This is a genomic window from Sphingobacterium tenebrionis, assembly GCF_037126265.1.
GTDB classification, from domain to species: domain Bacteria; phylum Bacteroidota; class Bacteroidia; order Sphingobacteriales; family Sphingobacteriaceae; genus Sphingobacterium; species Sphingobacterium tenebrionis.
Genome location: NZ_JAYLLN010000006.1, coordinates 1 through 24,004, shown reverse-complemented (window position 1 = coordinate 24,004; position 24,004 = coordinate 1). Strand labels below are relative to the sequence as shown.

Sequence of the window (24,004 nt, the reverse complement as noted above, 5' to 3'; positions counted from 1 at the left end):
TACATTTGTAGCTATTTGCTATTACTATGGGATATAAAAGTTTACGTGATTGTGTTCAGGATCTGGAGCAGCATGGACATTTGATTCGAATCAAAGAGGAGGTTGATCCTTATCTTGAAATGGCGGCAATCCATATGCGTGTATATGATGCGCAAGGGCCGGCTTTATTCTTTGAACGGGTCAAAGGTTCCAAATTTCCAGCGGTTTCCAATCTTTTCGGTACGTTGGATCGTTCCAGGTTCATGTTCAGGGATTCCCTGGATCATGTGAAAAAACTAGTGGATGTAAAAATGAATCCGATGTCGGTGCTCAAGAAGCCGTTCCAATATGTAGGCTCATCTATGGTGGCGCTGGGGGCATTGCCTTGGAAAAAGAAGTCAGGGGCTCCAATCCTTTATGGACAGACCCAGATATCCGAACTTCCCCAGATCGTCAACTGGCCTATGGATGGAGGTCCATTCGTGACCATGCCACAGGTTTATACCGAAGATATCAGTAAGCCGGGAATCATGAATGCCAATCTGGGCATGTACAGGATTCAATTGGCAGGCAATGATTATATTCAAGACCAGGAAATCGGTCTTCATTACCAACTTCACCGAGGCATTGGTGTACATCAGACCAAGGCCAATCAATTGGGTAAACCTTTAAAAGTCAGTATTTTTGTTGGAGGTCCGCCTTCACATCCCTTGTCTGCCGTGATGCCACTACCGGAAGGTCTTTCGGAAATGATATTTGCCGGTACATTGGGAAACAGACGCTTCCGTTATTTTTATGATGAAGAGGGTTTCTGTATTTCAGCGGATGCTGATTTTGTGATCACAGGTACCGTATATCCCAATGAGAACAAACCGGAAGGGCCATTTGGCGACCATATCGGCTATTATTCCTTGGTACATCCTTTCCCTTTGATGAAAGTGCATAAAGTGTACCATCGGAAGGATCCAATCTGGTCTTTTACAGTAGTTGGAAGACCCCCACAGGAGGATACCAGTTTTGGTGCATTGATCCATGAGATCACGGGGAATGCGATTCCACAACAGATTCCGGGCTTACATGCCGTCCATGCGGTGGATCCGGCTGGAGTTCATCCCTTGTTGTTTGCCATCGGAAGCGAAAGGTACACCCCTTATCAAAAGGTGGAAAGACCACAGGAGCTATTGACTATTTCGAACCTAATCTTGGGAACCAACCAGTTGAGCTTGGCGAAATTCCTATTCATTTCTGCAAAGGAGGATAATCCAGGATTGGATATCCATCATATCAAGGATTTCTTTAGCCATATTTTTGAACGGATCGACCTGAGCAGGGACCTACATTTCCAGACCAATACCACAATCGATACATTAGACTATACCGGTGATGGATTGAATACGGGATCTAAAGTTGTTTTTGCTGCTGTGGGCGATAAGAAAAGAGAGCTGGCTACGGAACTGCCGGTAGATCTGGATCTACCAAGGCCGTTTAACCATGCGAAATTAGCTTTGCCAGGAATTATTGTGGTAGATGGGAAAGGATTTAGTACCTATGAGGAGGAGAATAAGGCGATTGCAGCATGGGCGGAGGCAGTCAAAGATAAGAATTGGAATGGGATTCAGTGTATTGTATTGGCTGATGATGCGGGGTTTGTGGCAGACAATGAGAATAATTTTGTTTGGGTTACTTTTACAAGAAGTAATCCTTCGCATGATATACATGGTGTTGGGGCATTTACGGAATTTAAGCATTGGGGCTGTAAGGGTCCAGTGATTATTGACGCAAGAAGTAAACCTCATCATGCACCAGATTTGATCAAGGATGAAAAAGTGGAAAGAAGAGTGGATGAGTTGGGTGCCAAAGGAGGATCATTGCATGGGGTTATTTAATATGTCATCCTGAGCGTATTTATATTGTCATCCTGAGCGGAGTCGAAGGATCTGTACGCCATATAACGAGGCCGAATCAAGTAGTTGATTCGGCCTTTTTTTTAAATGCTTGGTTCGTGGTGTAGGCAGGATTTAAGTGATATGTAAGTGAGTTGTAAGTGACTTTTAGCACTTACAACTCACTTACAAGTCACTTACACCTCACTTCCAGAAAGAGGCAAATCGTGTCATTGCGCCCTCCTCGTCATTGCGCCCTCCTCGTCATTGCGCCCTCCTCGTCATTGCGCCTTCCTCGTCATTGCGAGGAACGAAGCAATCTTTCCGTATGTCATGTTGAGCGTAGTCGAAGCATCTATTCGTTAGTAACCGTACAGATCCTTCGACTACGCTCAGGATGACAATGGTAGTGCTCAGGATGACAGGGTTCAAAGATTGCTTCGTCGTACCTCCTCGCAATGACGAGGTGTACCTCCTCGCAATGACGCGTCTATCATCTATCATCTATCATCTAACATCTACAATCTAATTACAATATATTCAACAAAAATTAAAAAATATTATGAAATTAATTTTATAATCATTTTATTTGTATCATTATATCAATAAAACAATAAAAACATTAATAAAATTTTAATATTATGTGTGGAATAGTAGGAGCTTTTGAAATCATACAACCTGTGTCCGAATTAAGACCTCAAGTATTGGAAATGTCGAAACGCATTCGTCATCGTGGTCCAGATTGGTCAGGAATTTACAGTTCAGAAAAAGCAATTTTAGCGCATGAGCGGTTAGCGATCGTTGATCCAAAATCGGGAAGCCAGCCTTTGTACAGTCCGGATGGACAAGTAATATTGGCGGTAAATGGTGAAATCTACAATCACCAAGCGCTACGAAATTCCTTAGCACATTATAACTTCACAACCCAATCCGATTCCGAAGTCATCCTTGCCCTCTACCTCGAAAAGGGTCCAGCATTCGTTGAAGACTTGAACGGCATCTTTGCCTTTGCCTTATACGATGCCCGTGATGATTCTTTTTTCATTGCCCGAGATCATATGGGTATCATTCCACTTTATTACGGTAAGGATCAATACGGTCAATTATTTGTAGCCTCCGAGTTAAAGTCTCTGGAAGGATTCTGCGAGCAGATCGACCAATTTCCTCCGGGACATTACCTGCACAGCAAGGAAGGACAGGAACCTATCCAGTGGTACAAACGGGATTGGGAGCAATATAGCACGGTAAAAGATAAGGAAACCGACCTGGGAAAATTACGCCAGGGATTGGAAGATGCCGTACATCGGCAATTGATGTCGGATGTTCCTTATGGAGTTTTATTATCTGGAGGATTGGATTCCTCGGTTATTGCTGCCATCACCAAAAAATTTGCATCCAAAAGGATTGAATCCGAAGATCAGGAGGAAGCCTGGTACCCCCAATTGCATTCCTTTGCCGTAGGTCTGAAAGGATCTCCGGATCTTATTGCTGCGCAAAAGGCAGCAGATCACATCGGCACCATCCATCATGAAGTTAACTTCACGATCCAGGAAGGCTTGGATGCCATCCGTGACGTGATCTATTATTTGGAAACCTATGATGTGACCACTATCCGTGCCTCTACACCGATGTACCTTTTGGCCAGGGTGATCAAGTCTATGGGCATCAAGATGGTGTTGTCAGGCGAAGGGTCGGATGAACTTTTTGGAGGTTACCTATATTTCCATAAAGCACCAAACGCGCAGGAATTTCATGAGGAAACGGTTAGGAAACTGAAAAAATTATACCTCTACGATTGCCTTCGCGCCAATAAATCATTGGCAGCATGGGGTGTGGAAGGTAGGGTTCCATTTTTGGATAAGGAATTCATGGATATTGCGATGCGCATCAACCCACAGGATAAAATGATCACTTCCGAACGCATGGAGAAATGGGTTGTCAGAAAAGCATTTGAGGATTACCTTCCGGAAAGCATCGCCTGGAGACAAAAGGAGCAGTTCTCGGATGGAGTGGGCTATTCCTGGATCGATACACTGAAAGCGCAAGCGGAGGAGAAAGTGACGGATACGGAATTTGAGGCCGCAGCCAAACGCTTTCCGATCAATACGCCAAAAAACAAGGAAGAGTATCTGTACAGAAATATATTTGAAAGCCATTTCCCGTCGGACGCGGCAGCCAAATCGGTTCCATCGGTAAAGTCCGTGGCCTGTAGTACGCCTGAAGCCTTGTTATGGGATGCTTCTTTCCAGAACATGAACGATCCATCAGGAAGAGCGGTTGCTTCTGTCCATAACAGCACCAGTAGTAATGCCGTATTGAGCTAGCATATAGCTGCTCATGATCATGATGCCGGAATCGGGAACATAAGCCACAAATTTATTGATGGCTAAAATGGAATCAGAGGCTATAAATAAGAGAGAGCCGATAAAGATGAATAAAAAACTGGCCAAATTGGTCTGCTGTTTTCGGGTAAAAGCGAACAAAGCCATGGCAGCTATCACAAGGATATAGGCAATGACTGGTATTTCCAATACACCTAAACTGGGTTTCAGAACGCTGTACAGGTAATAGGAATAACTGATGAGCAGACAGGCAATGAAGATATAACCTTTATGTTTGGTCAGACTTAGGCTGGACGTTTGTGTAAGAAAAGCCCAAGCATAAAGGATATGGCCTATCAGAAAAGACCCTAAACCAAAGATAAACATGTTGTTCATCATGAGAAAGACATCGCCGGCCAGGCCAAAGACCAATCCGGCAGCTATCAATCGATGGAATTTTCTCTTCAAGCCTGTCTCATTCCAGAGGAACAATACCAATACGATACATATCAATGGTTTTGTCATGGTCCTTAATCCATCCATATGCTGTTGTATGGCTACCAGATGGCAGATAAACAGGATGGCAAAAACGATATGAAATATGAACTTTTTAATGATCGATCGAATTATTGATTTCTTTTTTCGCTCTATTCCTTTTGATCAGCAGGTAGGATATCCAAAGGAGGATCAACCAAACAGGAATCAATTCAACAGATATCTTCAGTCCTGTAAACCACATCATCACTAATACACCCACAAGGAACAAGAGACTAAAGTAATTACTGATCGGATAAAGGATGGTTGGAAACTTGGTTTTCACACCTTCCTTATCCTTTTGTTTCCGGAAGAACATATGTGTCAAGGTGATCATGATCCAATTGATGATCAGGGAAGATACCACCAGCGACATCAGGATGCCCAATGCTTCCTTAGGGATCACTTTATTGATTACTACCGTAATGGCCACAATGGCTGCTGATGCTAGGATAGCCGCAATAGGAGAGTGGTTCTTGTTTAGTTTTTTAAGGAACCTCGGTGCATTGCCCTGTTCTGCCAATCCATACAACATCCTGGAATTACTGTACACACAGGAGTTATAAACGGATAGTGCGGCGGTTAATACGATTACATTCAGTACATTGGCGATCACATTGGTGAAATAGAAGGTATTCCCAAACATTTCAAATTGAAAGCCTTTCAGGGTGGCAAATACTTCCACAAAAGGGCTGGTTTCTGCCGTAATGGTACGCCATGGCATTAGGGAAAACAGGATGAACAGAGCACCCACGTAAAACACCAAAATACGCCATAAAACTTGGTTGGTCGCTTTAGGGATGTTCTTTTCCGGGTTCTCCGCTTCAGCTGCTGTGATACCTACCAGCTCCAATCCACCGAAGGAGAACATGATGATCACCAGGGCGGCGAGGAGCCCTGAATAGCCCATTGCTGCATTTCCACTGAGCCAACCATGGGGGAAAAACCCACCGTCGTTGACGAGGTTCTCTACCGTTGCCCTTTCTCCGCCATTGCCGGAAATCAATAGATAGGCACCGAAGATGATCATGGCAATGATCGCCACGACCTTGATGATGGAAAACCAGAATTCGGTTTCCCCATATACTTTTACAGATGCGAGGTTGATCGCGTTTATGACGAAAAAGAAAAAGAGGGTAGAGACCCAGAGGGGGATTTCTGGCCACCAAAATTGTACATATTTTCCAATGGCGGTCAATTCGGCCATGGACACCAGGATATAGAGGATCCAATAGTTCCAACCGGATGCGAATCCAGCAAATGGACCCCAATATTTGTTGGCGAAGGTACTGAAGCTACCGGAAACAGGCTCTTGAACGACCATTTCCCCCAATTGCCGCATGATGAAAAAAGCGACCAAACCAGCAATGGCATAGCCGAGGATAACCGATGGTCCAGCTAGGATGGCAGCTTGGCCAACGCCTAAAAATAATCCGGTTCCTATGGCTCCACCAAGAGCAATTAATTGAATATGACGGTTGCTAAGTCCTCTTTTGAGTTCCTTTTCCTTGTTTTCTTGCACGTTGTTGACAGGTTAATTACTGATTATATGTTTTATAACGGTACAAGATAATTTTTTCCAATAACATATAAAACAAAAGCTCCCTTTATTTTAAAGAGAGCTTTTAAATACTTTTTTATCTATTGTTTATTTCTTCGGATCCATTTTTACATCGCAGGAGCATCCCTTACCACATCCTGAGTTACTTTTTTTACTGAAGAAGGGTTTGAAGATGAAGTATAAAGCCCCAATAAAAAGGATGAAAATAATGATGTACTGAATGATTAAACCCATGATGTTCTTATTTTAGAAGTTGATAAGCAATTAATGCGGCTACATAGGCAAGACCTGTCATGAACAAGGTCTGTATCAAGGTCCATTTCCAGGAGCCGGTTTCCTTACGCACCACACCGATCGTTGCCATACATTGCATAGCGAAGGCGTAGAACAATAATAACGAAATTCCGGAAGCCATATTATAAGCCGGTTTGCCAGTATTGGCGTTGATTTCTGAACGCATCTTATCCAATAGCGATCTTTTCTGACCATCGTCTTCGATATCCACTTCATCCCCCAGGCTGTAAACAACTGCCATAGTGCCCACAAATACTTCGCGTGCCGCAAAGGAAGAAATCAAACCGATACCCATTTTCCAATCGTAGCCCAATGGTCTTACGAAAGGCTCTATACCCATTCCGAGGTAACCCAAAAAGGAGTGCTCCAATTTATAAGAGGCCACTTCTTTATCAAACTGCTCCTCTTCCAGATTAGGTTTCATGGCCGTTACATATTCGTCGGCCTTATAGAATTTATCGTTCGGACCAAAATTACCCAATACCCAAAGGACAATGGAAATCATCAAGATGATCTTACCGGCATCCCATAGGAACCCTGAAGCTTTATCCCAAACATTGGTCAATACATTTTTCCAATCTGGCGCTTTATAGGTCGGTAATTCAAAGATCAGGTATGACGAACGAACGCTTTTGATGACTTTGTTCAGTATCCAAGCAGAGCCCAAGGCACCAATAATTCCTAATAGGTACATGGCAAAAAGAACCATACCTTGCAGGTTGAATCCTAATACGCTGGTTTCTGGAATGACCAGTCCAATAATAACGATATAGATCGGTAAGCGTGCGGAGCAGGTCATGAATGGGGTTACTAACATGGTCAATAACCTTTCTTTCGGGTTCTCGATGTTCCGCGCCGACATCACCGCCGGGATAGCACAGGCAGCACCTGACATCAATGGGATCACCGATTTTCCGTTTAGACCAAAAGGTTTCAACCAACGGTCCATTAAGAATACGACCCTACTCATGTAGCCTGATTCCTCCATTAAGGAAAGGAATAGGAAGAGAATAACGATCTGAGGAAGGAAGATAACGATTCCACCAACACCAGCTACTATACCGTAAATAAATAAGGAAGCCAAAGGTCCATCAGGAAGGGCGGCATCCAGCTTCTCAGTAATGTCTGCAAATAAGCCATCGATCCAATCCATCAAAGGACCTGACCAGGCAAAGATCGCTTGGAAGATCACGAACAATAGACCAAAAAAGATGATGTATCCCAGAATAGGATGTAAAAGGATGCGGTCTATTTTTGAGGTATTGTTCAGTTTTTTGTTCTCCGCTTTCTGGATGATTGGTTTAAGATCCTCCGTAATGGCATCATGGCGAATCTGGGATTCCAGTTTTTGCATCTCATGGATATTCAATTGATGCTTGGTCCTGATCTCTTCCAAGGCCTTTTGTTGCTCAGCTGTTAGACTGGAAATTCTTTCTTGAGCGAGATATTGCCAAGTAAGATACTCCGTTGCCAATGGAAAAATCCGTTTAGCTTCATCAAGGGCGGCTGAGTATGTTGCAGGAATCTGAAAATTCCCGAAGTATGTTACAGGACTTTGTGGAAATGCAGCTACAAGTTCGTCAATTCCTTTACCCGTTCTGGCGTTCGTTTTATAGACTTTCGTCTTCAGGTAAACCTCCAATTTTTGGATGTCGATCTGCATCCCTTTGCTCTCGATTTCGTCCATCATATTGATGACAAAAATGGCAGGAATTCCTAATTCACGAGCTTGTTGATAGAGGATGATTGACCGTTTGATGGTAGCAGGTTCTGCCACGACCAAGGTCAGATCGGGGTGATATGGATTGTTCTTATCACTTAATATTTGAAATACGATTTCCTCATCCAAAGAGTTGGGGAACAAGGTGTATGTTCCGGGAAGATCGATGATATGGTAGGTTTTGTTATGTGCTTTAAGGGTTCCTTCGCGCTTTTCAACGGTGATTCCGGGGTAATTCCCTACTTTTTGGTTCAATTTTGTCAACCTGTTGAACAAGGAAGTTTTACCAACATTGGGGTTTCCTAAAAGTACAATATTTGGATTTTTCATTAAATTTTTTCTACAGTTATTAACTTGGCTTCAGACTTGCGGATGGCAATTAAGGAATTGTTTTCAATGATATTTACACAGATCGGTCCACCAAATGGAGCTTTGTGTTTTATTTCAATGAGCGAACCTGGATAAAAGCCAAGCTCAAAGAATTTTGCCGGAATTTCCAAGGAATCTATGGTTTGAATTTTTACGGTGTCGCCAATTTTTAGTCTGTCGAGGCTAATATTGTTCTGCATTTGTGAAGTTGAACGGTTTAAAAAAATACGTTTTGAGCAAAGATAAATAATTAAAATCTTTTAAATTGCGGATTAAGTCACACTAATGTATTTTTAAAGTTATGCCAAAGATTGAAGAACTGGTAAGAGTGAAGCAATTCGCTAGCCCTTGGCATCGCGTTACGGTCAATGTTATCTACACGAACAACTGGCTGAATGTGATGCTCGAAAAGAGAGCAGGAGCTAAGCAGCTTACACTACAGCAATTTAATGTGTTGAGGGTATTGCGAGGTCAGTTCCCAAATCCCGTAACAAACAATTTATTGAAGGAGCGTTTGCTGACAAAGACGCCTGACATCAGCCGCTTGGTGGATCGAATCGTTGGAAAAGGCTTGGTCTCTAGGACGAAGAATGGCAGTGATAAACGGGCGGTGGATCTGTTGATCACCGACAAAGGGTTGAAGCTGTTGCATGATATCGAGAACGATATGATGCTGGATGATGTCTTGGCGCCAAATCTGACCACCGAGGAATTTATGCAACTAAGCGAACTGTTGGATAAATTCCGCGGTGAATCGAATGGGCAAGCAGGCTAATTAATGCTCATGATCGTGATCATGGTCATGGTTGTGATCATGATCATGTTGTTCTGTTCCTGTTGCCGGACCGTGGGATCCATGGTCATGCTCGTGTGGGAAAAGGAAGTTTGCCAACGAAACCAGTACCCCACAAAGAACCGCCAACATTTTCTTTTTGTTGAAGGTATGATGGTCTGCCGATCCTGACTCAAATAGGATGGTGGTGGATATATGTAAGAATATACCGATTACCACGGCCATGATCTTATCAAAATATTGTCCAATATTTCCAATGTCTCCACCGCTGATACCTTTACTGGTCAGGAAACCTAGTGGAGTCATGGCTGCAAATATGGCAATGAAGAGGATAATATTCTGTTTGTTCAACTTCGTGTTGATCAAAAGACTACCTAAAGCAAAAGCCGCCGGAATATGGTGGATGGCTATACCGAATACCAATTCATTACGATGCCCTGATGCTAATGGAAAACCTTCTAAAAAGGCATGTAAACACAAACTGATCAATATGGCGATAGGGAATGCTTGCTTATGTTCTGCATGCCCATCGGAATGTATATGACCGTGTTCCATTCCTTGGGAAAAATGCTCCAACACCAATTGGAACAAGAATCCGCCTAAGATGTATAATCCGATGATTTCTCCTGGAGTTGATCCGCTATGGTATACCTCAGGGATCAGGTGCAGTACAGTGATGGCAAAAAGATAGGCACCACTGAAAGAAAGGATAAGCTTGAGTAATTGTGTATTGTCTCTTTTTACAAAGAAAACAGCGACACCACTAATTAAAGCTGAAAAAAATAAAATAGAGACAATTAAGAAACTACTCATGTGTTATTGGTATTGGGTTATTTGGGGATTCGAAAAATTTCGGATAAAATCGTTTGAATAGATAGCCGGTGCCTAAACCGATCAATGTTCCTAGGATGGCACCACAGATGATATCAAAAGGATAATGTACGCCTACATAGATCTGCGAAAAGGCGATGGACGCGGCCCAAAGGATACAGAGCCATAGGGCGTGTCGCCATTTACGACGGAACAGTACAATCCAGAAGAAGGCCATCCCAAAATGGTTCGTTGCATGGGAAGAGGTAAAACTGAAACCGGATCCACAACGTGCTCTTAAGTTTACTTGATCTTTAAAAACCACATCATTACAAGGTCTGACCCTCTTGACCGTCTTTTTGATCAGATGGGAGGAGGTGAGATCGGTTATACCAAAGGTCACTAAGGTACAGGCAACGATCAGCACGCCTGTCTTGCCATAATGTTTAATAAAAAAGATAATGAGGAAGAGGTAAAGTGGAGACCAAGTATATGGGTTCCTTAAAATTGGTAATAGCCAGTCAAACACCGGATTACTTAATCCTTGATTGATGGCTAAAAAAAACTCTTTATCGAATGCAATAATATTTTCTAACATATAGTCTAAATAGAATGGTCCATTTTTTCAGACCAAATCTATAAAAAATCAACCTTGCTTCCTAATGTCCCTGCTGAGCTAAAAGAAACAATGTTGCAACAAAAGTAGGTAAATAATTGAAAAAAAGAATAAAAGTCACTAATAAATATTTTTTAGATTAAATTTACGGCGAACAAACAATCAAATATGGCATTAATAAAATCTATTTCAGGAATTAGAGGAACCATAGGCGGAAGACCAGGCGATAACTTAACTCCGGTTGATATCGTCAAGTTTACAGCAGCGTATGGAAAGATTATTACAGCAAACTCAACGAATAAAACGATCGTTGTCGGTCGTGATGCACGTATTTCTGGCGAGATGGTCGCGAACTTGGTGATCGGGACTTTACAGAGTATCGGAGTTGATGTGGTTGATCTAGGGCTGTCGACAACACCAACGGTGGAGATCGCTGTTCCAAAATTGGGTGCTGCAGGTGGAATCATTTTGACTGCTTCCCATAATCCTGGCCAATGGAATGCCTTGAAATTGTTGAATGAAAAAGGAGAGTTTATTTCTGATGCAGAAGGGAAAGAGGTATTGACTTTAGGGGAGAGCTTGGATTTTGATTTCGCAGAGGTGGAGGAATTAGGAAAAGTGACCAAAGATGATTCTTTCTTACAGAAACATATTGATGATGTACTTGCCTTGGAATTCGTGGATGTAGAAGCTATTAAAAAGGCGAACTTTAAGGTAGCGGTTGATGCGGTGAACAGTACGGGAGGTGTTTTTATTCCCACATTATTGGAAGCTTTGGGCGTACAGACCGTTTATAAAATACATTGTGAGCCTAATGGTCATTTTCCACATAACCCGGAACCATTGAAGGAACATTTAACGGATCTTTCGGAAGCGGTATTGAAGAATGGTGCTGACCTGGGGATTGCCGTGGATCCGGATGTGGACCGTTTGGTGTTCATGATGGAAAATGGGGAATTGTTTGGTGAGGAATATACCTTGGTGGCAGTTTCTGATTTTATTTTGACCCATAAAAAAGGGAATACGGTTTCTAATTTGTCTTCTACCCGCGCGTTGCGCGATGTGACGCTGAAGCATGGTGGTGAATATTTCGCAGCAGCAGTTGGTGAGGTGAATGTGGTGACCAAAATGAAGGAAGTTGATGCGGTAATGGGTGGTGAAGGTAATGGTGGAGTTATTTACCCGGCTTCTCACTATGGCCGTGATGCTTTGGTGGGGGTTGCTTTGTTCCTGACGCATTTGGCGCAATTAGGGAAGAAAGCTTCGGCATATAGGGCAGAATTACCGCAATATTATATGTCGAAAAATAAGATCACTTTGACACCAGAGTTGGATATTGATGATCTTTTGGCGAAAATGCAGGCGAAGTATTCGCATGAGAATCATTCTACAATTGATGGGTTGAAGATTGATTTTGAAAATGAATGGGTGCATTTGCGTAAATCGAATACAGAACCTATTATTCGAATTTATTCGGAAGGTGGATCTGTGGAGGCAGCAGAGGCAATAGCGAAGAAGATTATGCAGGAGATGGAGGAAATCGTAGGGAAATAGGTTATTTTTTGAGGAACATACGTCATTGCGATGGGTTTAGGGTCTTTGCAAGGCCCCTATGTCATTGCGATATGCACGTCATTGCGAGGAACGAAGCAATCTTTCGATAAGTGTAAAGATTGCTTCGTTCCTCGCAATGACGTTTTTAATTAATAACGTTTTTAATTAATAACGTTTTTATTTTCAAACGTTTTTCCATTTCCCATGTAACATTCCCCAAAATCAATTACTAACCTTATAAAAGCAAATTATCTTCAAAACAATTTATCCAAACAGTGAATTCTTTAGAGCAGCAATTCCTTCAAGAGATAGACACCCATAAAGGCATCTTATTCAAGTTGTCAAAAATTTATATGGATGATATCTTGGATCAGGAAGATCTCTACCAGGAAATGGTATTCCAACTTTGGCGTTCCTATGGAAATTTTAAAGGAGAGAGCAAGTTCTCCACTTGGATGTATCGGGTGGCACTCAACACTGCGCTGGTCTACGTCAAGAAAGATCAGCGAAAACCAAAGACCAATACCATCAATGATCAGGTAGACCTACCAGATCATAGCGACCACGCCCAAAAAGAGGAGCAATTGGATTATTTCTATCGAGCGGTAAAGGAATTGAATGAAGTGGAAAAGGCAGTAATCTTCTTATTCTTGGAAGGTTTGTCTCATCGAGAGATCAGTGTACAGCTAGGTATCTCAGAGGTCAACGCGCGGGTAAAATTGAATAGGACGAAGGATAAATTACAGGAAATCATAAAAAAACAAGGTTATGAATTTTGACGATTTAAAAAAAGATTGGCAAGCGGACAAAAATGAGGATCAGGATCTGAGTATCAACCTGTCCAAGAAAAGGGAGGCGAGTACCGCGATCGACCTGATCAGAAAATATATGCGTCAGGAATTTTGGGTAAACCTGATCCTTACTGTTGTTTTCTTGGGTCTTTTTGGGTTCTTTATATACGCAGAGAACCTCAAGATATTTACCATATTGGTATTATCCATTTATATCTTGGCAACCACGATGATCTGGATTCATTATTATTCCCAATATTGGAAGTTTTACCATAAAACCTATCACCTGGAATTTAATTCCCTGGAGAATCTGCTTTGGTTTTCCTACGAGATGAAATTAAATATGATGTCCTATCGATCAACCACTTTCCATTCCATGATAATTGGCTTTGGCGGTGCCATGATTTACACTGGACTGGAAAGGGGAGACCATTATACTTTAAGGTTGAACGATTTGTTGAATGGTACTACAGCAGTGGACATTGGACCAATTATCTTCTTTGCCATTTATTTTGGATTATTGTTGTTTGCTGCCTATGCTTTTGGCCGGCTAGTCATCCGACGGTATGAAAAACAGATTAGGCGGATCGATCAGTCTATTGCATATTTAAAGGAATTTGAAGAATAGTTGATGAACCGTCATTGCGAGGAACGAAGCAATCTTTTCGTCATTGCGAGGTACGAAGCAATCTTTAACCATGTCATGCTGAGCGAAGTCGAAGCATCTACATTTGGTACACGTACAGATCCTTCGACTACGCTCAGGATGACATGAAAGAAAGATTGCTTCGTCGTACCTCCTCGCAATGACGTATAGTTCCAAAAATTAATCATTTTCAAGGTAATTTTTTGGTTTGGAAATAACATATTAAATATAAAAAATAATTGGATGAATAGAAATAAAGTTTTATCTTTGCCGTTCATTAAATAATTAACAAATCATTAATAACAATGTACGCAATAGTAAATATAGCAGGACAGCAATTTAAGGTTGCAAAAGACCAATACCTTTTTGTACACCGTTTACAAGGAGACGAAGGCGCTAGTATTGAATTTGACAATGTATTGTTAGCAGAAGACGGTGGTAAATTCACTGTAGGAACACCAAGTATTTCAGGTGCTAAAGTTTCGGCTACTATTTTGTCACATTTGAAAGGTGAAAAAGTTATCGTTTTCAAGAAAAAACGTCGTAAAGGCTACAAAAAGAAAAACGGTCACCGTCAACACTTCACAAAAATCCAGATCACTGGTATTAGTTTATAATCGAATTTTTTAATCTGACGCAAGTCATAAATTAAGATAAAGAAATGGCACACAAAAAAGGTGCGGGTAGTTCCAAGAACGGCCGTGAGTCACATAGTAAGAGATTAGGTATCAAAATTTTTGGTGGTCAGCAAGCTATCGCTGGAAATATCATCGTTCGTCAACGTGGTACACAGCATAACCCTGACAATAACGTAGGTATCGGTAAAGATCATACATTGTATGCTTTAGTTGATGGTACTGTTGTTTTCCGTAAGAAAGCGAACAACAAATCCTACGTTTCAGTATTACCTGCTGAACAAAACTAAGATACGGAAGATATCTTCAACAAAAAGAGGTGATCATTTGATCACCTCTTTTTTTGTTTCTATACCTAATTTTACTATAAGTGTTTTGGTGGAGAATACCAGATTCGAACTGGTGGCCTCTTGCCTGCCAGGCAAGCGCTCTAGCCAACTGAGCTAATCCCCCAAGGCAAGCCAAATATAGGATAATTTTTTATTTTTTATCAATTAATGGTAAATTATATCGAATATCATCACTTTCTTTTGCGAATCTATTCAGGTTCACGAAGGCTTCATATTTATCAGCGGGATAGGTACCTTCCTTGATTTCAATTTTTCGATACGTTTTAATGGTTTTCCCTTCCACTTTGGTCGTCAATTTATAGGAACCAATCTCATTCTCCATTATTTTTTCGGCTGGGATGATCTTTGTGTCGACCACATCATCCATAACAATTTCGATTTCATCAATATCCGTATAACCACGGGAAATTTTCAATACTTCTTGCCTATTTCTGATTTCGGGGACAGCGGTGGTTTTGTTAAAGATATTTGGGATCAGTACAAGTATATTTCCATTCAATAGGCCATAATTATCGATCGTTAGGCCTATTTTCTCATTCAATTGATGCTTTTTGTTCTGCTCGATCTTATACTCGACCTGATTAAACCCAATCCGGTTGATGTTATACCATCGTCTGAGGTTTTCGATCTGTTTATCTCTATTCTCCTTCACATTGGCAAAATGGTTCTCAAACTGCCAACCTGTATAGGTTGTTTCCATTTCTCCAGTTAATTTTCCGGTTTTATCCATGCGGAACTTCCCAACTCGGTGTTGAATGCTCTCATGATAAGGATAGGATTTGCTGCGCATAACTTTACCTCCCTCAGGCGTACAGGCCAATACCAAACGATCATCCGTGAAATCGCCTAAGTAACCAAAAGGCATATCCTGGTTAGTACATTCTAACCAAGTAGTGTCATTGGCAAAAGGAAGACATAGGATGATGTGATTGCCATCCTGCAGGTTGGCAAAGGTAGGGTTGATATCCACTTTTTCATTACCCGCTTGTACGATGGTATAATAGGAGGGGATATCCACCGCTTCCAATAGGGCCTGCATATAGTTTACCAACGCCTTGCAGTCTCCATATCCTAAGCGATCTACCATTTCGGCAGGGAAAGGTTCATTACCTCCTATACCAACCTGTATGCTGATGTACCTGGTTTTCTTTTGCATGAACTCATATAATGCTTTGGCTTTAGCTTTTGGATCTTCCAGGTCTTTCACGAGGTTTTTAGCCATGGCAACCGTTGCCTCTGGCAAGATCCTTTTTCCCTTCAATAAATTTTCATTCATCCAAAGGCCATAACTCTTCCAATCGTTGAACTGTCCACTTTTCTTGTAGAATTGGAATTCCTCAGGAACCACCATCACCTCAATCCCAGTGATATGTCTTCCAGGGCTATAAGCTTCGTTACGTATAGCTTTAAGGTTTTCTGCCTGCCAGGTGTAGCTGCTCCATTTGTCTACATGCTCCACTTTGGGCTGTCCATCAAAATTCTGGCTATTGATGCGCAGTTTGCTGTTCTTAGGGACGATGATTTTGTAGGTGCTTTTTTCCACCGATACATCCTTGTGCCAATTTGGATTCCAGCTGGGCATGGCCAGGTTCTGCGAACTCTTGTATTCGTAACTATAGGAAATACTATAAGGATAAGTATTGATGTGGGGTTGATAAGATTTATACCGACTATCATCAAAAAGATTGGAACCTGAACTGGCACTCTGATCATCAAAATCCCTTAAACTGAATTTTTTGATCTGTTTGCCAAATTGGTCCAGGATTTCCCCTTTGATTTCCTTAATCTGTTTAGATTTATCATAGAATACCACAATCGGCGCATATTCATCCCCACTTTGATTATGGATGGTCAATACTTTATTGCCCTTGATGATCACATCTGTCGGCGATTTCATATGGATCTCCATATTGTCTTCCCGATAGGTTGCAACCGCACGGCTCAGTAATTCCTTGGGGATGGATTCCACTTGGTATTGTCCAAAGGAATAATGGCAAAGACCAAGTAGCAATACGATTATATATAGGATATTTTTCTTCATTATTTAAGGAATGTAAATGCAGTTTGCTGTTGTTGGATAATTCTGGAGAAAAATTCTTTCAGGTGGAAGTATTCTTCTGGAGAATAGATAGGATGGTTCAGATTGGTAGTCTGTTGGACCATGATCGAATTGCCTTCGATGGCAGAACGATAAACATAACGGGCAGCATTTTCTGGTAGTGATAGGGCGGTATTCTTAGGGCCATTATCTAATTTATAGCCTTCTGGAATCATAATGTTAACATTATACACTTCAGACATGACCGCGCCTAAATCTACATGGTAGTTCCGTTCTTCCAATAAAAAGGGATTTTTCGTCATCCTTTCAATCAGGATAGGGTTGATGACCAATCGATTTCCTTTCATGTTTTCCTTAAGGTCCAATTCAAAATCCAATACTTCGACCAGATCTTTATCCAACGAGTCTACATAACTGACCGTACTTTTAAGGATTTTAAAATCGGTGGTCTTCTCCATCAACTTTTCTTCGTATTCTTCATGACTTGGATATTCAGTGATATCCTGTCTTTTTCTATAGGCATCCAATCCACTTAACTGCGTTCTTATCGTACCTTTCAATTTCCCATCAGGACTGATGTTGGCAAGAATATTGAAAGTTTTTTTAGCTACTACCTCGTTTTTCAAAGGTACCCAATCTGATTTCCCTTTTCCGTACATTGCACGGCCGCGATCGTTGATCATCAGCAAGGAGAGCTGGCCGAAAGGCAAGAATTTGTTGGTCGCATCCAGTAGATAATCTTTCCCATCTATTTTAGCCAAGCAGATGACCGCATTGAAATCGGCGTTTACGGGATATATATAACTCGGAATTCCCCTATTTCGGGTGGCTGTAATAACAGGGTATGCCTCTATATCCATGGCATTTAATCCCGCAACTAAACCTAAATTGATATCTGCCAAATTGCCCCTTTTATCTTCTAAGGTTTTCTTAACCCCAAATTCTGCGTATTTACCAAAGTTTTTGTTCCATACCACATTTCGCTGTAAATAACTATATAGCGCTTTCGCCTGATCAAGTTTGGTCTGATGTTCGGCCATGATCTTGGCGTTTATCTCCTTGAACGGCCCCTTAGCTTTTATTTGCCCACCAAAATCCTTATCATTTAGCAGTTCCGTGTCGATATTATCCCAGGTACGGGTGTAATTCTGTTTGGCACCGTTCGGATCGGTATAGGTCCTTAATTCAAAATCAATGGCAGAAATATAATTTATGGGTGCCAACATAAAGGACTCCTCCTTAAATGCAGGCATATTCTGCATGATATAGGTCATCTTCGAGCAGTCAAAACGAGCTCCGTTCCAAAGGAAATGCTGGTTCAACACTTCCGATTTTTGACCGGATAAAGGTTGATGACCTTTCAAAGTCACATTATATTCGAAATTGGATGGGATGACCGCAATATATTCACTATAGAGATTGGGGATGGATCCCTGGAATTGCCAATCTTCAAAATGATGAACGAGCGGTGAATACTTTTTATAGGAATACTCAATGATGGAGTTTTCTTTGATGTTTGGTAGGGTAAATTTCGTGGTGTTATAGAACTCCGATGTCTTTTCATAAAATATGTTTTTTCGTTGGAGTTCCGTTTCCTGTATCGTATTGTTTTCCAGGTTCAAGGTCCTGGCTTTGATTTCTGTTAGGTACTCCTCGGTTGAGCCTGATTTGTACAAGGGAATCTCCACGGTAGCATATTTATCGCCATCCTTATTCAAGATCTTTAATCGAACATTATAGGTATGCACAACCATCAACCTTCTTTCAGCATCTAATACTTCAAGTTCAGTTCTACCGTATTCATGCAGGATAATTGCATCGGCGGAAGTATCTATTTTAGAATGGTCTTTTCTGAATTCTTCCTGTTGGAGTTTGGGTAAGAAAGCATCTTGCCCATAGGTAATACAGCATGCGAAAAGCATACTAAGGCTAGTTAAAAGAAATCTCATAATAATTGATAATAATTAGTCTAAAGTACGCTGGTTAAACGAACTGAAGGTTAAATTTAGTTTAATAATTTGTTTAAAAACCCACTGTTAAATTAAGCAAAAAATAGGAATTGGCAAATTATGATTCTAATAATTGTTTTTCATACAAGGAAGCATATTCTCCTTGTTGGTTAAGTAGCTGAGTATGCGTCCCTTGCTCGATTATTTTACCATCCTCTAGGACAAGGATATGGTCTGCATTTTTAATGGTGGAAATACGGTGGGCAATGATGATGGAGGTTTTGCCTTCCATGATACGGCCTAGGTTATGGAGTATTTCTTCCTCTGTTTTGGTGTCTACGGCCGAAAGACAATCATCGAAAATGAGGATCTTAGGATCTTTTACCAAAGCCCTTGCAATGGAAACACGTTGTTTCTGGCCACCGGATAAGGTAATTCCGCGTTCTCCGATATGGGTGTCAAAACCTTCTTCAAAACCTATGATATTATCATATACCACAGCGTCCTTAGCCGCCTGTTCTACGGCCGGCATATCGACCTTATCTAAACCGAAGGCTATATTTCTGGCGATAGTATCCGAAAATAGGAAAACCTGCTGTGGAACAAAACCAATCTGTTCGCGAAGGGAATCCATTTTAAGGGATTGGATCTGATGTTGGTCGAATTTGATGGCTCCCTTATCCACATCATACGTGCGAAGAAGGAGATTGGCCAAGGTTGATTTCCCTGATCCAGTACGGCCAATAATGGCCATCGTCTTCCCAGCGGGGATATAAAAACTGATGTTGTCGATAGCCTTGATTCCAGTATCTGGATAGGTGAAAGATACATTGTCGACTTGGATGTCGCCGTTCAGATCTGCTTCGATATGCCCGTCCTTGATCTCGGACTTCGTCATTAGGAATTCGTTGATGCGTTTTTGGGAAGCTGCTGCCCGTTGGAAGAGGGAAGTTACCCAAGCTAGGGACATGGCCGGAAAGGTCAATTGATTGACATAGATAATGAACTCGGCAATATTACCTGCTGATATGGTTCCTTTGTTCACTTCCAAACCACCCACATATACGGTGATGATGGTACTGAAACCTACAAGGAATATGATAAGGGGAAAGAAGATTGCCTGTACCTTCACCAGATTCAGGTTGATGTCTTTGTAATTATCGCTTTCCTGTTTAAAATTTGCCATCTTATCGGCTTCCAGGGTATAGGTCTTGACCACACGGATGCCTGAAAAAGTTTCCTGTACAAAGGAAGATAATTGGGATAATTGCCTTTGTATGCGTTCGCTTCGTCTATTGATCACCTTATTGACAAAAAGAATGATCACGGATATGATGGGAATAGGGATCAATGAATAGGTAGCCAACGTAGCATTGACACTATACATCGCATAAATGATCATAATAGAGAGTACTACGGTGTTGATGGCATACATGATGGCGGGCCCCAAGTAATTCCTTACCTGGTTAACATCTTCCGTAGCACGGTTCATCAGGTCACCGGTATTGTTCCGCCGGTAAAATGCAAAATCCAATTGCTGGTAATGCTGGTAGATCTCGTTCTTGATGTCGTATTCGATATGCCTGGATGTCAGGATCAATGTTTGGCGCATCATGAATAGAAATATACCCCTAATGATGGATAAAATCAAAACCACTGCACCAAAAAAGAGGAGGCTATTACCAAAAATACGATAGATGAGATCCTGTCTGTCGAAACCATCGTACAACCTATACATATCGATGTTTTCCTTCACCAGGTCAAAAGCCTCGCGGATGACCTGCGCTGGAAGGATTCCAAAATAGTTGGAGATAATTACGAAAATCACCCCTGGGATAATCTTCCAGCGATATTTATAGAAAAACTTGTTTAGGTATGACAGTTCCTTCATTGAAGCAAAAATAGGTTATAATTTTAAATATCTGCTGTTGATTTATCGGCTATCTGTCATGAATTAATACTTTTATTAATATTTTACGCCATTTCGCCGAAGAAATAAATAATTTGCTAATTTTGTAGCTGTAAATTTTTATAAATTTTATGGATAAGGAATCTACCTCGCTATTTGATTTGATGCGTGTGTCTGATCATCAGAACATTTTCATTTGTAATGATAAAGAAGTTGGCTTGAAAGCTATTGTGGCTATTCACGACACCACACTAGGCCCAGCCATCGGCGGTGTCCGCATGTTGCCGTACGAAACGGAGGCAGATGCCATCGAAGACGCATTACGTTTATCTAAAGCTATTTCCTATAAAGCATCTTTAGCAGGGTTGAACCTTGGAGGCGGATCTGCGATTATTATTGGTAATAATCGTACTGAGAAATCAGAAGTGTTGATGCGCCGTTTCGGTCGTTTCATCAACGGATTGAATGGTAATTTCATTGCATCTTCCGATGTGGGTACTACCCAAAAAGACCTGGAATATATCTACGCTGAAACTAATTATGTTGCAGGATTGCCAACGTCCTTAAATGGGGCAGGTGATACCACGGTATTTGCGGCAAAAGGTGTTTATTACGGTATTAAAGCGGCTATCAAGGAGCTTTATGGTGATGATAACCTGGCAGGTAGAAAGATTGCTGTTCAAGGAGTAGGAAGCGTAGGCGAGCATTTGGTTTCCCTATTGCGTGCTGAAAATGCCCGTGTATATGTTTCGGATATGACCGAAGAGCGCAAGATGAAGATTGCTGCTAAATACAAAGCAGAGCCGATCACCTATTCAACCAGCTTTGAATTGGACGCTGATGTCTATGCACCATGTGCATTGGGAGGTACGGTTAATCCAGATACTGTTCCACGCATGCGTTGTAAGATCATTGCAGGTTCTGCCAATAATCAATTGTTGGAAGAGGATCGTACATTGGAGTTATTGAAAGAGAATAACATCCTTTATACACCGGATTTCTTGATCAATGCCGGTGCATTGATCTCTTGTTTCTCCGAATTGGAAGGATACGGTGCAGACCGTACCGATCACTTGATCCGTTATATCTATACAATGACGCGCCACGTGATCCAAAAGGCCAAAGAAGAGAATATCTCTACGCATCAAGCAGCGAAAGAGCTAGCTGAAAAGCGTATTCATGATATGAAAAAATTAAAATAAGATAGTATAATTTCGTTCTTTATTACCAATCGTTCTTTTTAAATTATTATGCTAAATAGAAGACACCTACGCGTAAAGGTCATGCAGACGCTGTATGCCTACAGCTTGTCGGAAGACAAGAGTATCGTCAATTTTGAAAAAGGTTTGCTCAAAAATGTCGAAGAAGTTGATGAGATGTATATCTGGACACTGAATCTTTTGGATGAAGTGGCAGAATATGTTTTGGTCGACGTGGAAGGCATTGCCAATAAATGGATCCCTTCGGATAAAGATAAAACTTATTCATCCACCAAGTTGAACAACAATACCTTCATTGATTCCCTACGTCAGAATAGAGAATATCTGGAGAAAGTAAAACGCTATAAGGTCGACTGGAGCTATGATCCTGAGATTGTGCGTTCCATCTATTCCCAATTAAAAGATTCGGCAGAATACTTGGCTTATTTGGAGTTGGAAGATCGTTCCATTGCCGTAGAGAAGGATATTATCAAATATATTTTCAAGAAGATCATTTTGAAATCTCCGGATATCGAGCAGGCTTTGGACGAGCGTTTCATCAATTGGCAGGTCGATAAAGAGGTGTTGCAGGCGATGATCGCCAAAACGTTCAAGAATTTCAGCAGTGAGGTTCCGGCGAAGAATAAATTGGCAGATCTTACACCAAGCTGGATCGAGGACAAGGATTTTATCCTAGACCTATTGAAGCTTTCGGTTAAATATGCCAACGAATATCAAGAAATGATTGCTGGAAAAACCAAAAACTGGGAGTCGGATCGTATTGCTTTGATCGATAACCTGCTGATGAGCATGGCGATTACCGAATTGATCAATTTCCCAACCATTCCGGTGAAAGTGACGATCAACGAATATATTGAATTATCCAAGTCTTTCAGTACCTTGAAAAGTAGCACCTTTATCAATGGTATATTAGATAAAATCTTAGCAGATCTTAATACCCAACGTCGTATCAAGAAAGAGGGTAGAGGTTTGATCGCTTAAAAGCAAGCTTATGAAAAAATTAATTTTACCCCTAGCTGCCCTGGCATTCATGGCATCTTGTAATAACGCCCCAAAAAATGAGGCATCTGATTCAAATGCGACTACTGAAACTTCAGCAGCCACTGCCAATGAAGGTATTGGCGTGATCAAGTTCGAGGATGCAGCTTTTGATTTTGGATCTATCAAAGAAGGGGAAGTGGTAAAACACGATTTCATCTTTACTAATACTGGGAATGCTCCAGTAATTTTGGCGCAAGTATCGGCCAGTTGTGGCTGTACCACACCGAAATATACTTCTGAGCCGGTTCTTCCAGGTAAAGAAGGCGTGATCACGGTTGAGTTCAATAGTGAGAACCAAGTCGGTCAACAACAAAAAATTATTACGGTTGCTTCCAATGCAGAGTCTAATATCATGACCGTGCAATTGAAAGGAACAGTAAATCCTAAATCTTAATAAATCAATAAAAATAAAATAAATACATATGATCTCTACAATTTTATTGCAAGCAGCAACAGGTGGTGGTATGATGCAGTTTCTTCCCATGATCTTAATCGTCGTGGTTTTTTACTTCTTCATGATCAGACCTCAGATGAAGAAACAAAAAGAACATAAAAAATACATTGAGGAAATTGGTGTTAATTCAAGAGTAGTTACTACAGCGGGTATCCATGGAAGAATCGTTGAAGTTAGCGAAAAAACCTTTTTAGTTGATGTAGGTTCTGGAGTGAAGATTCGTTTTGATAAATCTGCCATTTCTTTGGAAGCTTCTAAAGCTTTAAATCAAGAAAAGACAGCTTAATTTTTTAAGCCTTAGAAATAAAAAAGCCATGTATGAATTTTGAGGGCACTGAAAAAGTCCCCTTTTAGAATGGGCTAAAAAAAGGAGTGGAAAACAACAGTTTTCTGCTCCTTTTTTCGTATCTTAAAGTAGGCTTTAACGGATATCAGGATGCTTTCTACCCAACAAAAAATTCAGTTCAGTTCCTATTCGGGATTGTACGATATCATTGTTCCAAAAGACAATCTACT

General features: G+C 41.1%; 22 protein-coding genes and 1 tRNA gene. 12 read left to right on the top strand and 11 right to left on the bottom strand.

The features are described from left to right. Positions 1–26: 26 nt before the first annotated feature. Both VJ786_RS04245 and asnB read left to right on the top strand, forming a co-directional pair. Positions 27–1,865, top strand: coding sequence for a UbiD family decarboxylase (locus tag VJ786_RS04245; protein WP_134776925.1), 1,839 nt, complete (start codon positions 27–29; stop codon positions 1,863–1,865). A 638-nt stretch (positions 1,866–2,503) separates the two neighbouring features. Beyond that, positions 2,504–4,186 carry an asparagine synthase B gene (asnB, locus tag VJ786_RS04240; protein WP_336557345.1) on the top strand — a complete coding sequence of 561 codons (1,683 nt, stop codon included), beginning with the start codon at positions 2,504–2,506 and terminating at the stop codon, positions 4,184–4,186. Here the strand turns inward: asnB and VJ786_RS04235 are convergent. From VJ786_RS04235 to VJ786_RS04220, 5 genes are all read right to left on the bottom strand, one after another. Beyond that, the gene (locus VJ786_RS04235; RefSeq protein WP_134776923.1) at positions 4,127–4,726 is read right to left on the bottom strand and encodes a lysoplasmalogenase; all 600 of its coding nucleotides are present in this window, start codon (positions 4,724–4,726) and stop codon (positions 4,127–4,129) included. The two genes, asnB and VJ786_RS04235, sit on opposite strands and share 60 nt — an antisense overlap. A 67-nt stretch (positions 4,727–4,793) precedes the next feature. Beyond that, entirely contained in the window at positions 4,794–6,239 is a 1,446-nt protein-coding gene (locus VJ786_RS04230) for an amino acid permease (protein ID WP_134776922.1), read from the bottom strand. Between the two features lie 126 nt (positions 6,240–6,365). Next, positions 6,366–6,512: a FeoB-associated Cys-rich membrane protein gene (locus VJ786_RS16665; protein ID WP_209023118.1), complete on the bottom strand. Its 147-nt coding sequence runs from the start codon at positions 6,510–6,512 to the stop codon at positions 6,366–6,368. 7 nt (positions 6,513–6,519) lie between these two features. Then, positions 6,520–8,622 carry a ferrous iron transport protein B gene (feoB, locus tag VJ786_RS04225; RefSeq protein WP_134776921.1) on the bottom strand — a complete coding sequence of 701 codons (2,103 nt, stop codon included), beginning with the start codon at positions 8,620–8,622 and terminating at the stop codon, positions 6,520–6,522. Beyond that, complete coding sequence (locus VJ786_RS04220; protein ID WP_099367632.1) at positions 8,622–8,861, bottom strand: FeoA family protein; 240 nt, start codon at positions 8,859–8,861, stop codon at positions 8,622–8,624. Before VJ786_RS04220 ends, feoB begins: the two co-directional genes overlap by 1 nt. Positions 8,862–8,962: 101 nt before the next feature. On the opposite strand from VJ786_RS04220, the gene VJ786_RS04215 reads away from it, so the two are divergent. After that, positions 8,963–9,436, top strand: a complete 474-nt coding sequence (locus VJ786_RS04215; protein WP_099367633.1) for a MarR family winged helix-turn-helix transcriptional regulator — start codon at positions 8,963–8,965, stop codon at positions 9,434–9,436. Here the strand turns inward: VJ786_RS04215 and VJ786_RS04210 are convergent, their stop codons facing one another. After that, entirely contained in the window at positions 9,437–10,267 is an 831-nt protein-coding gene (locus tag VJ786_RS04210) for a ZIP family metal transporter (protein ID WP_134776920.1), read from the bottom strand. It lies immediately after the preceding gene. After that, a complete protein-coding gene (locus VJ786_RS04205; protein WP_099367635.1) occupies positions 10,260–10,862 on the bottom strand; it encodes a phosphatase PAP2 family protein in 603 nt (200 codons plus the stop codon). The genes VJ786_RS04210 and VJ786_RS04205 overlap by 8 nt, the downstream gene beginning before the upstream one ends. 186 nt (positions 10,863–11,048) lie before the next feature. Between VJ786_RS04205 and glmM the strand changes: the two genes are divergently transcribed. The 5 genes from glmM to rpmA all read left to right on the top strand — a co-directional run bounded on the left by glmM (position 11,049) and on the right by rpmA (position 14,796). Further along, positions 11,049–12,434 (top strand): phosphoglucosamine mutase, encoded by a 1,386-nt coding sequence (gene glmM, locus VJ786_RS04200; protein ID WP_134776919.1) that lies wholly within the window; start codon positions 11,049–11,051, stop codon positions 12,432–12,434. A gap of 275 nt (positions 12,435–12,709) precedes the next feature. Next, positions 12,710–13,213 (top strand): RNA polymerase sigma factor, encoded by a 504-nt coding sequence (locus VJ786_RS04195; RefSeq protein WP_099367637.1) that lies wholly within the window; start codon positions 12,710–12,712, stop codon positions 13,211–13,213. Next, positions 13,203–13,853, top strand: coding sequence for a hypothetical protein (locus VJ786_RS04190; protein WP_134776918.1), 651 nt, complete (start codon positions 13,203–13,205; stop codon positions 13,851–13,853). The genes VJ786_RS04195 and VJ786_RS04190 overlap by 11 nt, the downstream gene beginning before the upstream one ends. A gap of 323 nt (positions 13,854–14,176) precedes the next feature. After that, positions 14,177–14,488 (top strand): 50S ribosomal protein L21, encoded by a 312-nt coding sequence (gene rplU, locus VJ786_RS04185; protein ID WP_099367640.1) that lies wholly within the window; start codon positions 14,177–14,179, stop codon positions 14,486–14,488. Between the two features lie 44 nt (positions 14,489–14,532). Beyond that, positions 14,533–14,796 carry a 50S ribosomal protein L27 gene (gene rpmA / locus VJ786_RS04180; RefSeq protein WP_099367641.1) on the top strand — a complete coding sequence of 88 codons (264 nt, stop codon included), beginning with the start codon at positions 14,533–14,535 and terminating at the stop codon, positions 14,794–14,796. 86 nt (positions 14,797–14,882) lie between these two features. On the opposite strand, the gene VJ786_RS04175 is transcribed toward rpmA, so the two are convergent. The 4 genes from VJ786_RS04175 to VJ786_RS04160 all read right to left on the bottom strand — a co-directional run bounded on the left by VJ786_RS04175 (position 14,883) and on the right by VJ786_RS04160 (position 20,755). Next, a tRNA-Ala gene (locus tag VJ786_RS04175) sits at positions 14,883–14,959 on the bottom strand. A gap of 27 nt (positions 14,960–14,986) precedes the next feature. Then, complete coding sequence (locus tag VJ786_RS04170) at positions 14,987–16,897, bottom strand: DUF3857 domain-containing protein (protein WP_134776917.1); 1,911 nt, start codon at positions 16,895–16,897, stop codon at positions 14,987–14,989. Continuing rightward, positions 16,897–18,864, bottom strand: a complete 1,968-nt coding sequence (locus tag VJ786_RS04165) for a DUF3858 domain-containing protein (RefSeq protein WP_134776916.1) — start codon at positions 18,862–18,864, stop codon at positions 16,897–16,899. Before VJ786_RS04165 ends, VJ786_RS04170 begins: the two co-directional genes overlap by 1 nt. A 118-nt stretch (positions 18,865–18,982) precedes the next feature. Then, the gene (locus tag VJ786_RS04160) at positions 18,983–20,755 is read right to left on the bottom strand and encodes an ABC transporter ATP-binding protein (RefSeq protein WP_134776915.1); all 1,773 of its coding nucleotides are present in this window, start codon (positions 20,753–20,755) and stop codon (positions 18,983–18,985) included. Between the two features lie 149 nt (positions 20,756–20,904). On the opposite strand from VJ786_RS04160, the gene VJ786_RS04155 reads away from it, so the two are divergent. The 4 genes from VJ786_RS04155 to yajC are packed head-to-tail and all read left to right on the top strand — an operon-like array spanning position 20,905 to position 23,774. Then, positions 20,905–21,975, top strand: a complete 1,071-nt coding sequence (locus VJ786_RS04155; protein WP_134776914.1) for a Glu/Leu/Phe/Val family dehydrogenase — start codon at positions 20,905–20,907, stop codon at positions 21,973–21,975. Positions 21,976–22,023: 48 nt separating this feature from the next. Continuing rightward, positions 22,024–22,974 carry a transcription antitermination factor NusB gene (gene nusB / locus VJ786_RS04150; RefSeq protein WP_167554256.1) on the top strand — a complete coding sequence of 317 codons (951 nt, stop codon included), beginning with the start codon at positions 22,024–22,026 and terminating at the stop codon, positions 22,972–22,974. Positions 22,975–22,984: 10 nt separating this feature from the next. Then, a complete protein-coding gene (locus VJ786_RS04145; RefSeq protein ID WP_099367823.1) occupies positions 22,985–23,428 on the top strand; it encodes a DUF1573 domain-containing protein in 444 nt (147 codons plus the stop codon). 28 nt (positions 23,429–23,456) lie between these two features. Continuing rightward, positions 23,457–23,774, top strand: a complete 318-nt coding sequence (gene yajC / locus VJ786_RS04140; protein ID WP_099367824.1) for a preprotein translocase subunit YajC — start codon at positions 23,457–23,459, stop codon at positions 23,772–23,774. The last annotated feature ends 230 nt before the right edge of the window (positions 23,775–24,004 follow it).

What these genes read in the sequence shown, in the direction of transcription:
- VJ786_RS04245 (WP_134776925.1), top strand. Translation starts at nt 27, where the DNA reads ATGGGATATAAAAGTTTACGTGATTGTGTTCAGGATCTGGAGCAGCAT.
- asnB (WP_336557345.1), top strand. Translation starts at nt 2,504, where the DNA reads ATGTGTGGAATAGTAGGAGCTTTTGAAATCATACAACCTGTGTCCGAA.
- VJ786_RS04235 (WP_134776923.1), bottom strand. Translation starts at nt 4,726, where the DNA reads ATGGATGGATTAAGGACCATGACAAAACCATTGATATGTATCGTATTG.
- VJ786_RS16665 (WP_209023118.1), bottom strand. Translation starts at nt 6,512, where the DNA reads ATGGGTTTAATCATTCAGTACATCATTATTTTCATCCTTTTTATTGGG.
- feoB (WP_134776921.1), bottom strand. Translation starts at nt 8,622, where the DNA reads ATGAAAAATCCAAATATTGTACTTTTAGGAAACCCCAATGTTGGTAAA.
- VJ786_RS04220 (WP_099367632.1), bottom strand. Translation starts at nt 8,861, where the DNA reads ATGCAGAACAATATTAGCCTCGACAGACTAAAAATTGGCGACACCGTA.
- VJ786_RS04215 (WP_099367633.1), top strand. Translation starts at nt 8,963, where the DNA reads ATGCCAAAGATTGAAGAACTGGTAAGAGTGAAGCAATTCGCTAGCCCT.
- VJ786_RS04210 (WP_134776920.1), bottom strand. Translation starts at nt 10,267, where the DNA reads ATGAGTAGTTTCTTAATTGTCTCTATTTTATTTTTTTCAGCTTTAATT.
- VJ786_RS04205 (WP_099367635.1), bottom strand. Translation starts at nt 10,862, where the DNA reads ATGTTAGAAAATATTATTGCATTCGATAAAGAGTTTTTTTTAGCCATC.
- glmM (WP_134776919.1), top strand. Translation starts at nt 11,049, where the DNA reads ATGGCATTAATAAAATCTATTTCAGGAATTAGAGGAACCATAGGCGGA.
- VJ786_RS04190 (WP_134776918.1), top strand. Translation starts at nt 13,203, where the DNA reads ATGAATTTTGACGATTTAAAAAAAGATTGGCAAGCGGACAAAAATGAG.
- rplU (WP_099367640.1), top strand. Translation starts at nt 14,177, where the DNA reads ATGTACGCAATAGTAAATATAGCAGGACAGCAATTTAAGGTTGCAAAA.
- rpmA (WP_099367641.1), top strand. Translation starts at nt 14,533, where the DNA reads ATGGCACACAAAAAAGGTGCGGGTAGTTCCAAGAACGGCCGTGAGTCA.
- VJ786_RS04170 (WP_134776917.1), bottom strand. Translation starts at nt 16,897, where the DNA reads ATGAAGAAAAATATCCTATATATAATCGTATTGCTACTTGGTCTTTGC.
- VJ786_RS04165 (WP_134776916.1), bottom strand. Translation starts at nt 18,864, where the DNA reads ATGAGATTTCTTTTAACTAGCCTTAGTATGCTTTTCGCATGCTGTATT.
- VJ786_RS04160 (WP_134776915.1), bottom strand. Translation starts at nt 20,755, where the DNA reads ATGAAGGAACTGTCATACCTAAACAAGTTTTTCTATAAATATCGCTGG.
- VJ786_RS04155 (WP_134776914.1), top strand. Translation starts at nt 20,905, where the DNA reads ATGGATAAGGAATCTACCTCGCTATTTGATTTGATGCGTGTGTCTGAT.
- nusB (WP_167554256.1), top strand. Translation starts at nt 22,024, where the DNA reads ATGCTAAATAGAAGACACCTACGCGTAAAGGTCATGCAGACGCTGTAT.
- VJ786_RS04145 (WP_099367823.1), top strand. Translation starts at nt 22,985, where the DNA reads ATGAAAAAATTAATTTTACCCCTAGCTGCCCTGGCATTCATGGCATCT.
- yajC (WP_099367824.1), top strand. Translation starts at nt 23,457, where the DNA reads ATGATCTCTACAATTTTATTGCAAGCAGCAACAGGTGGTGGTATGATG.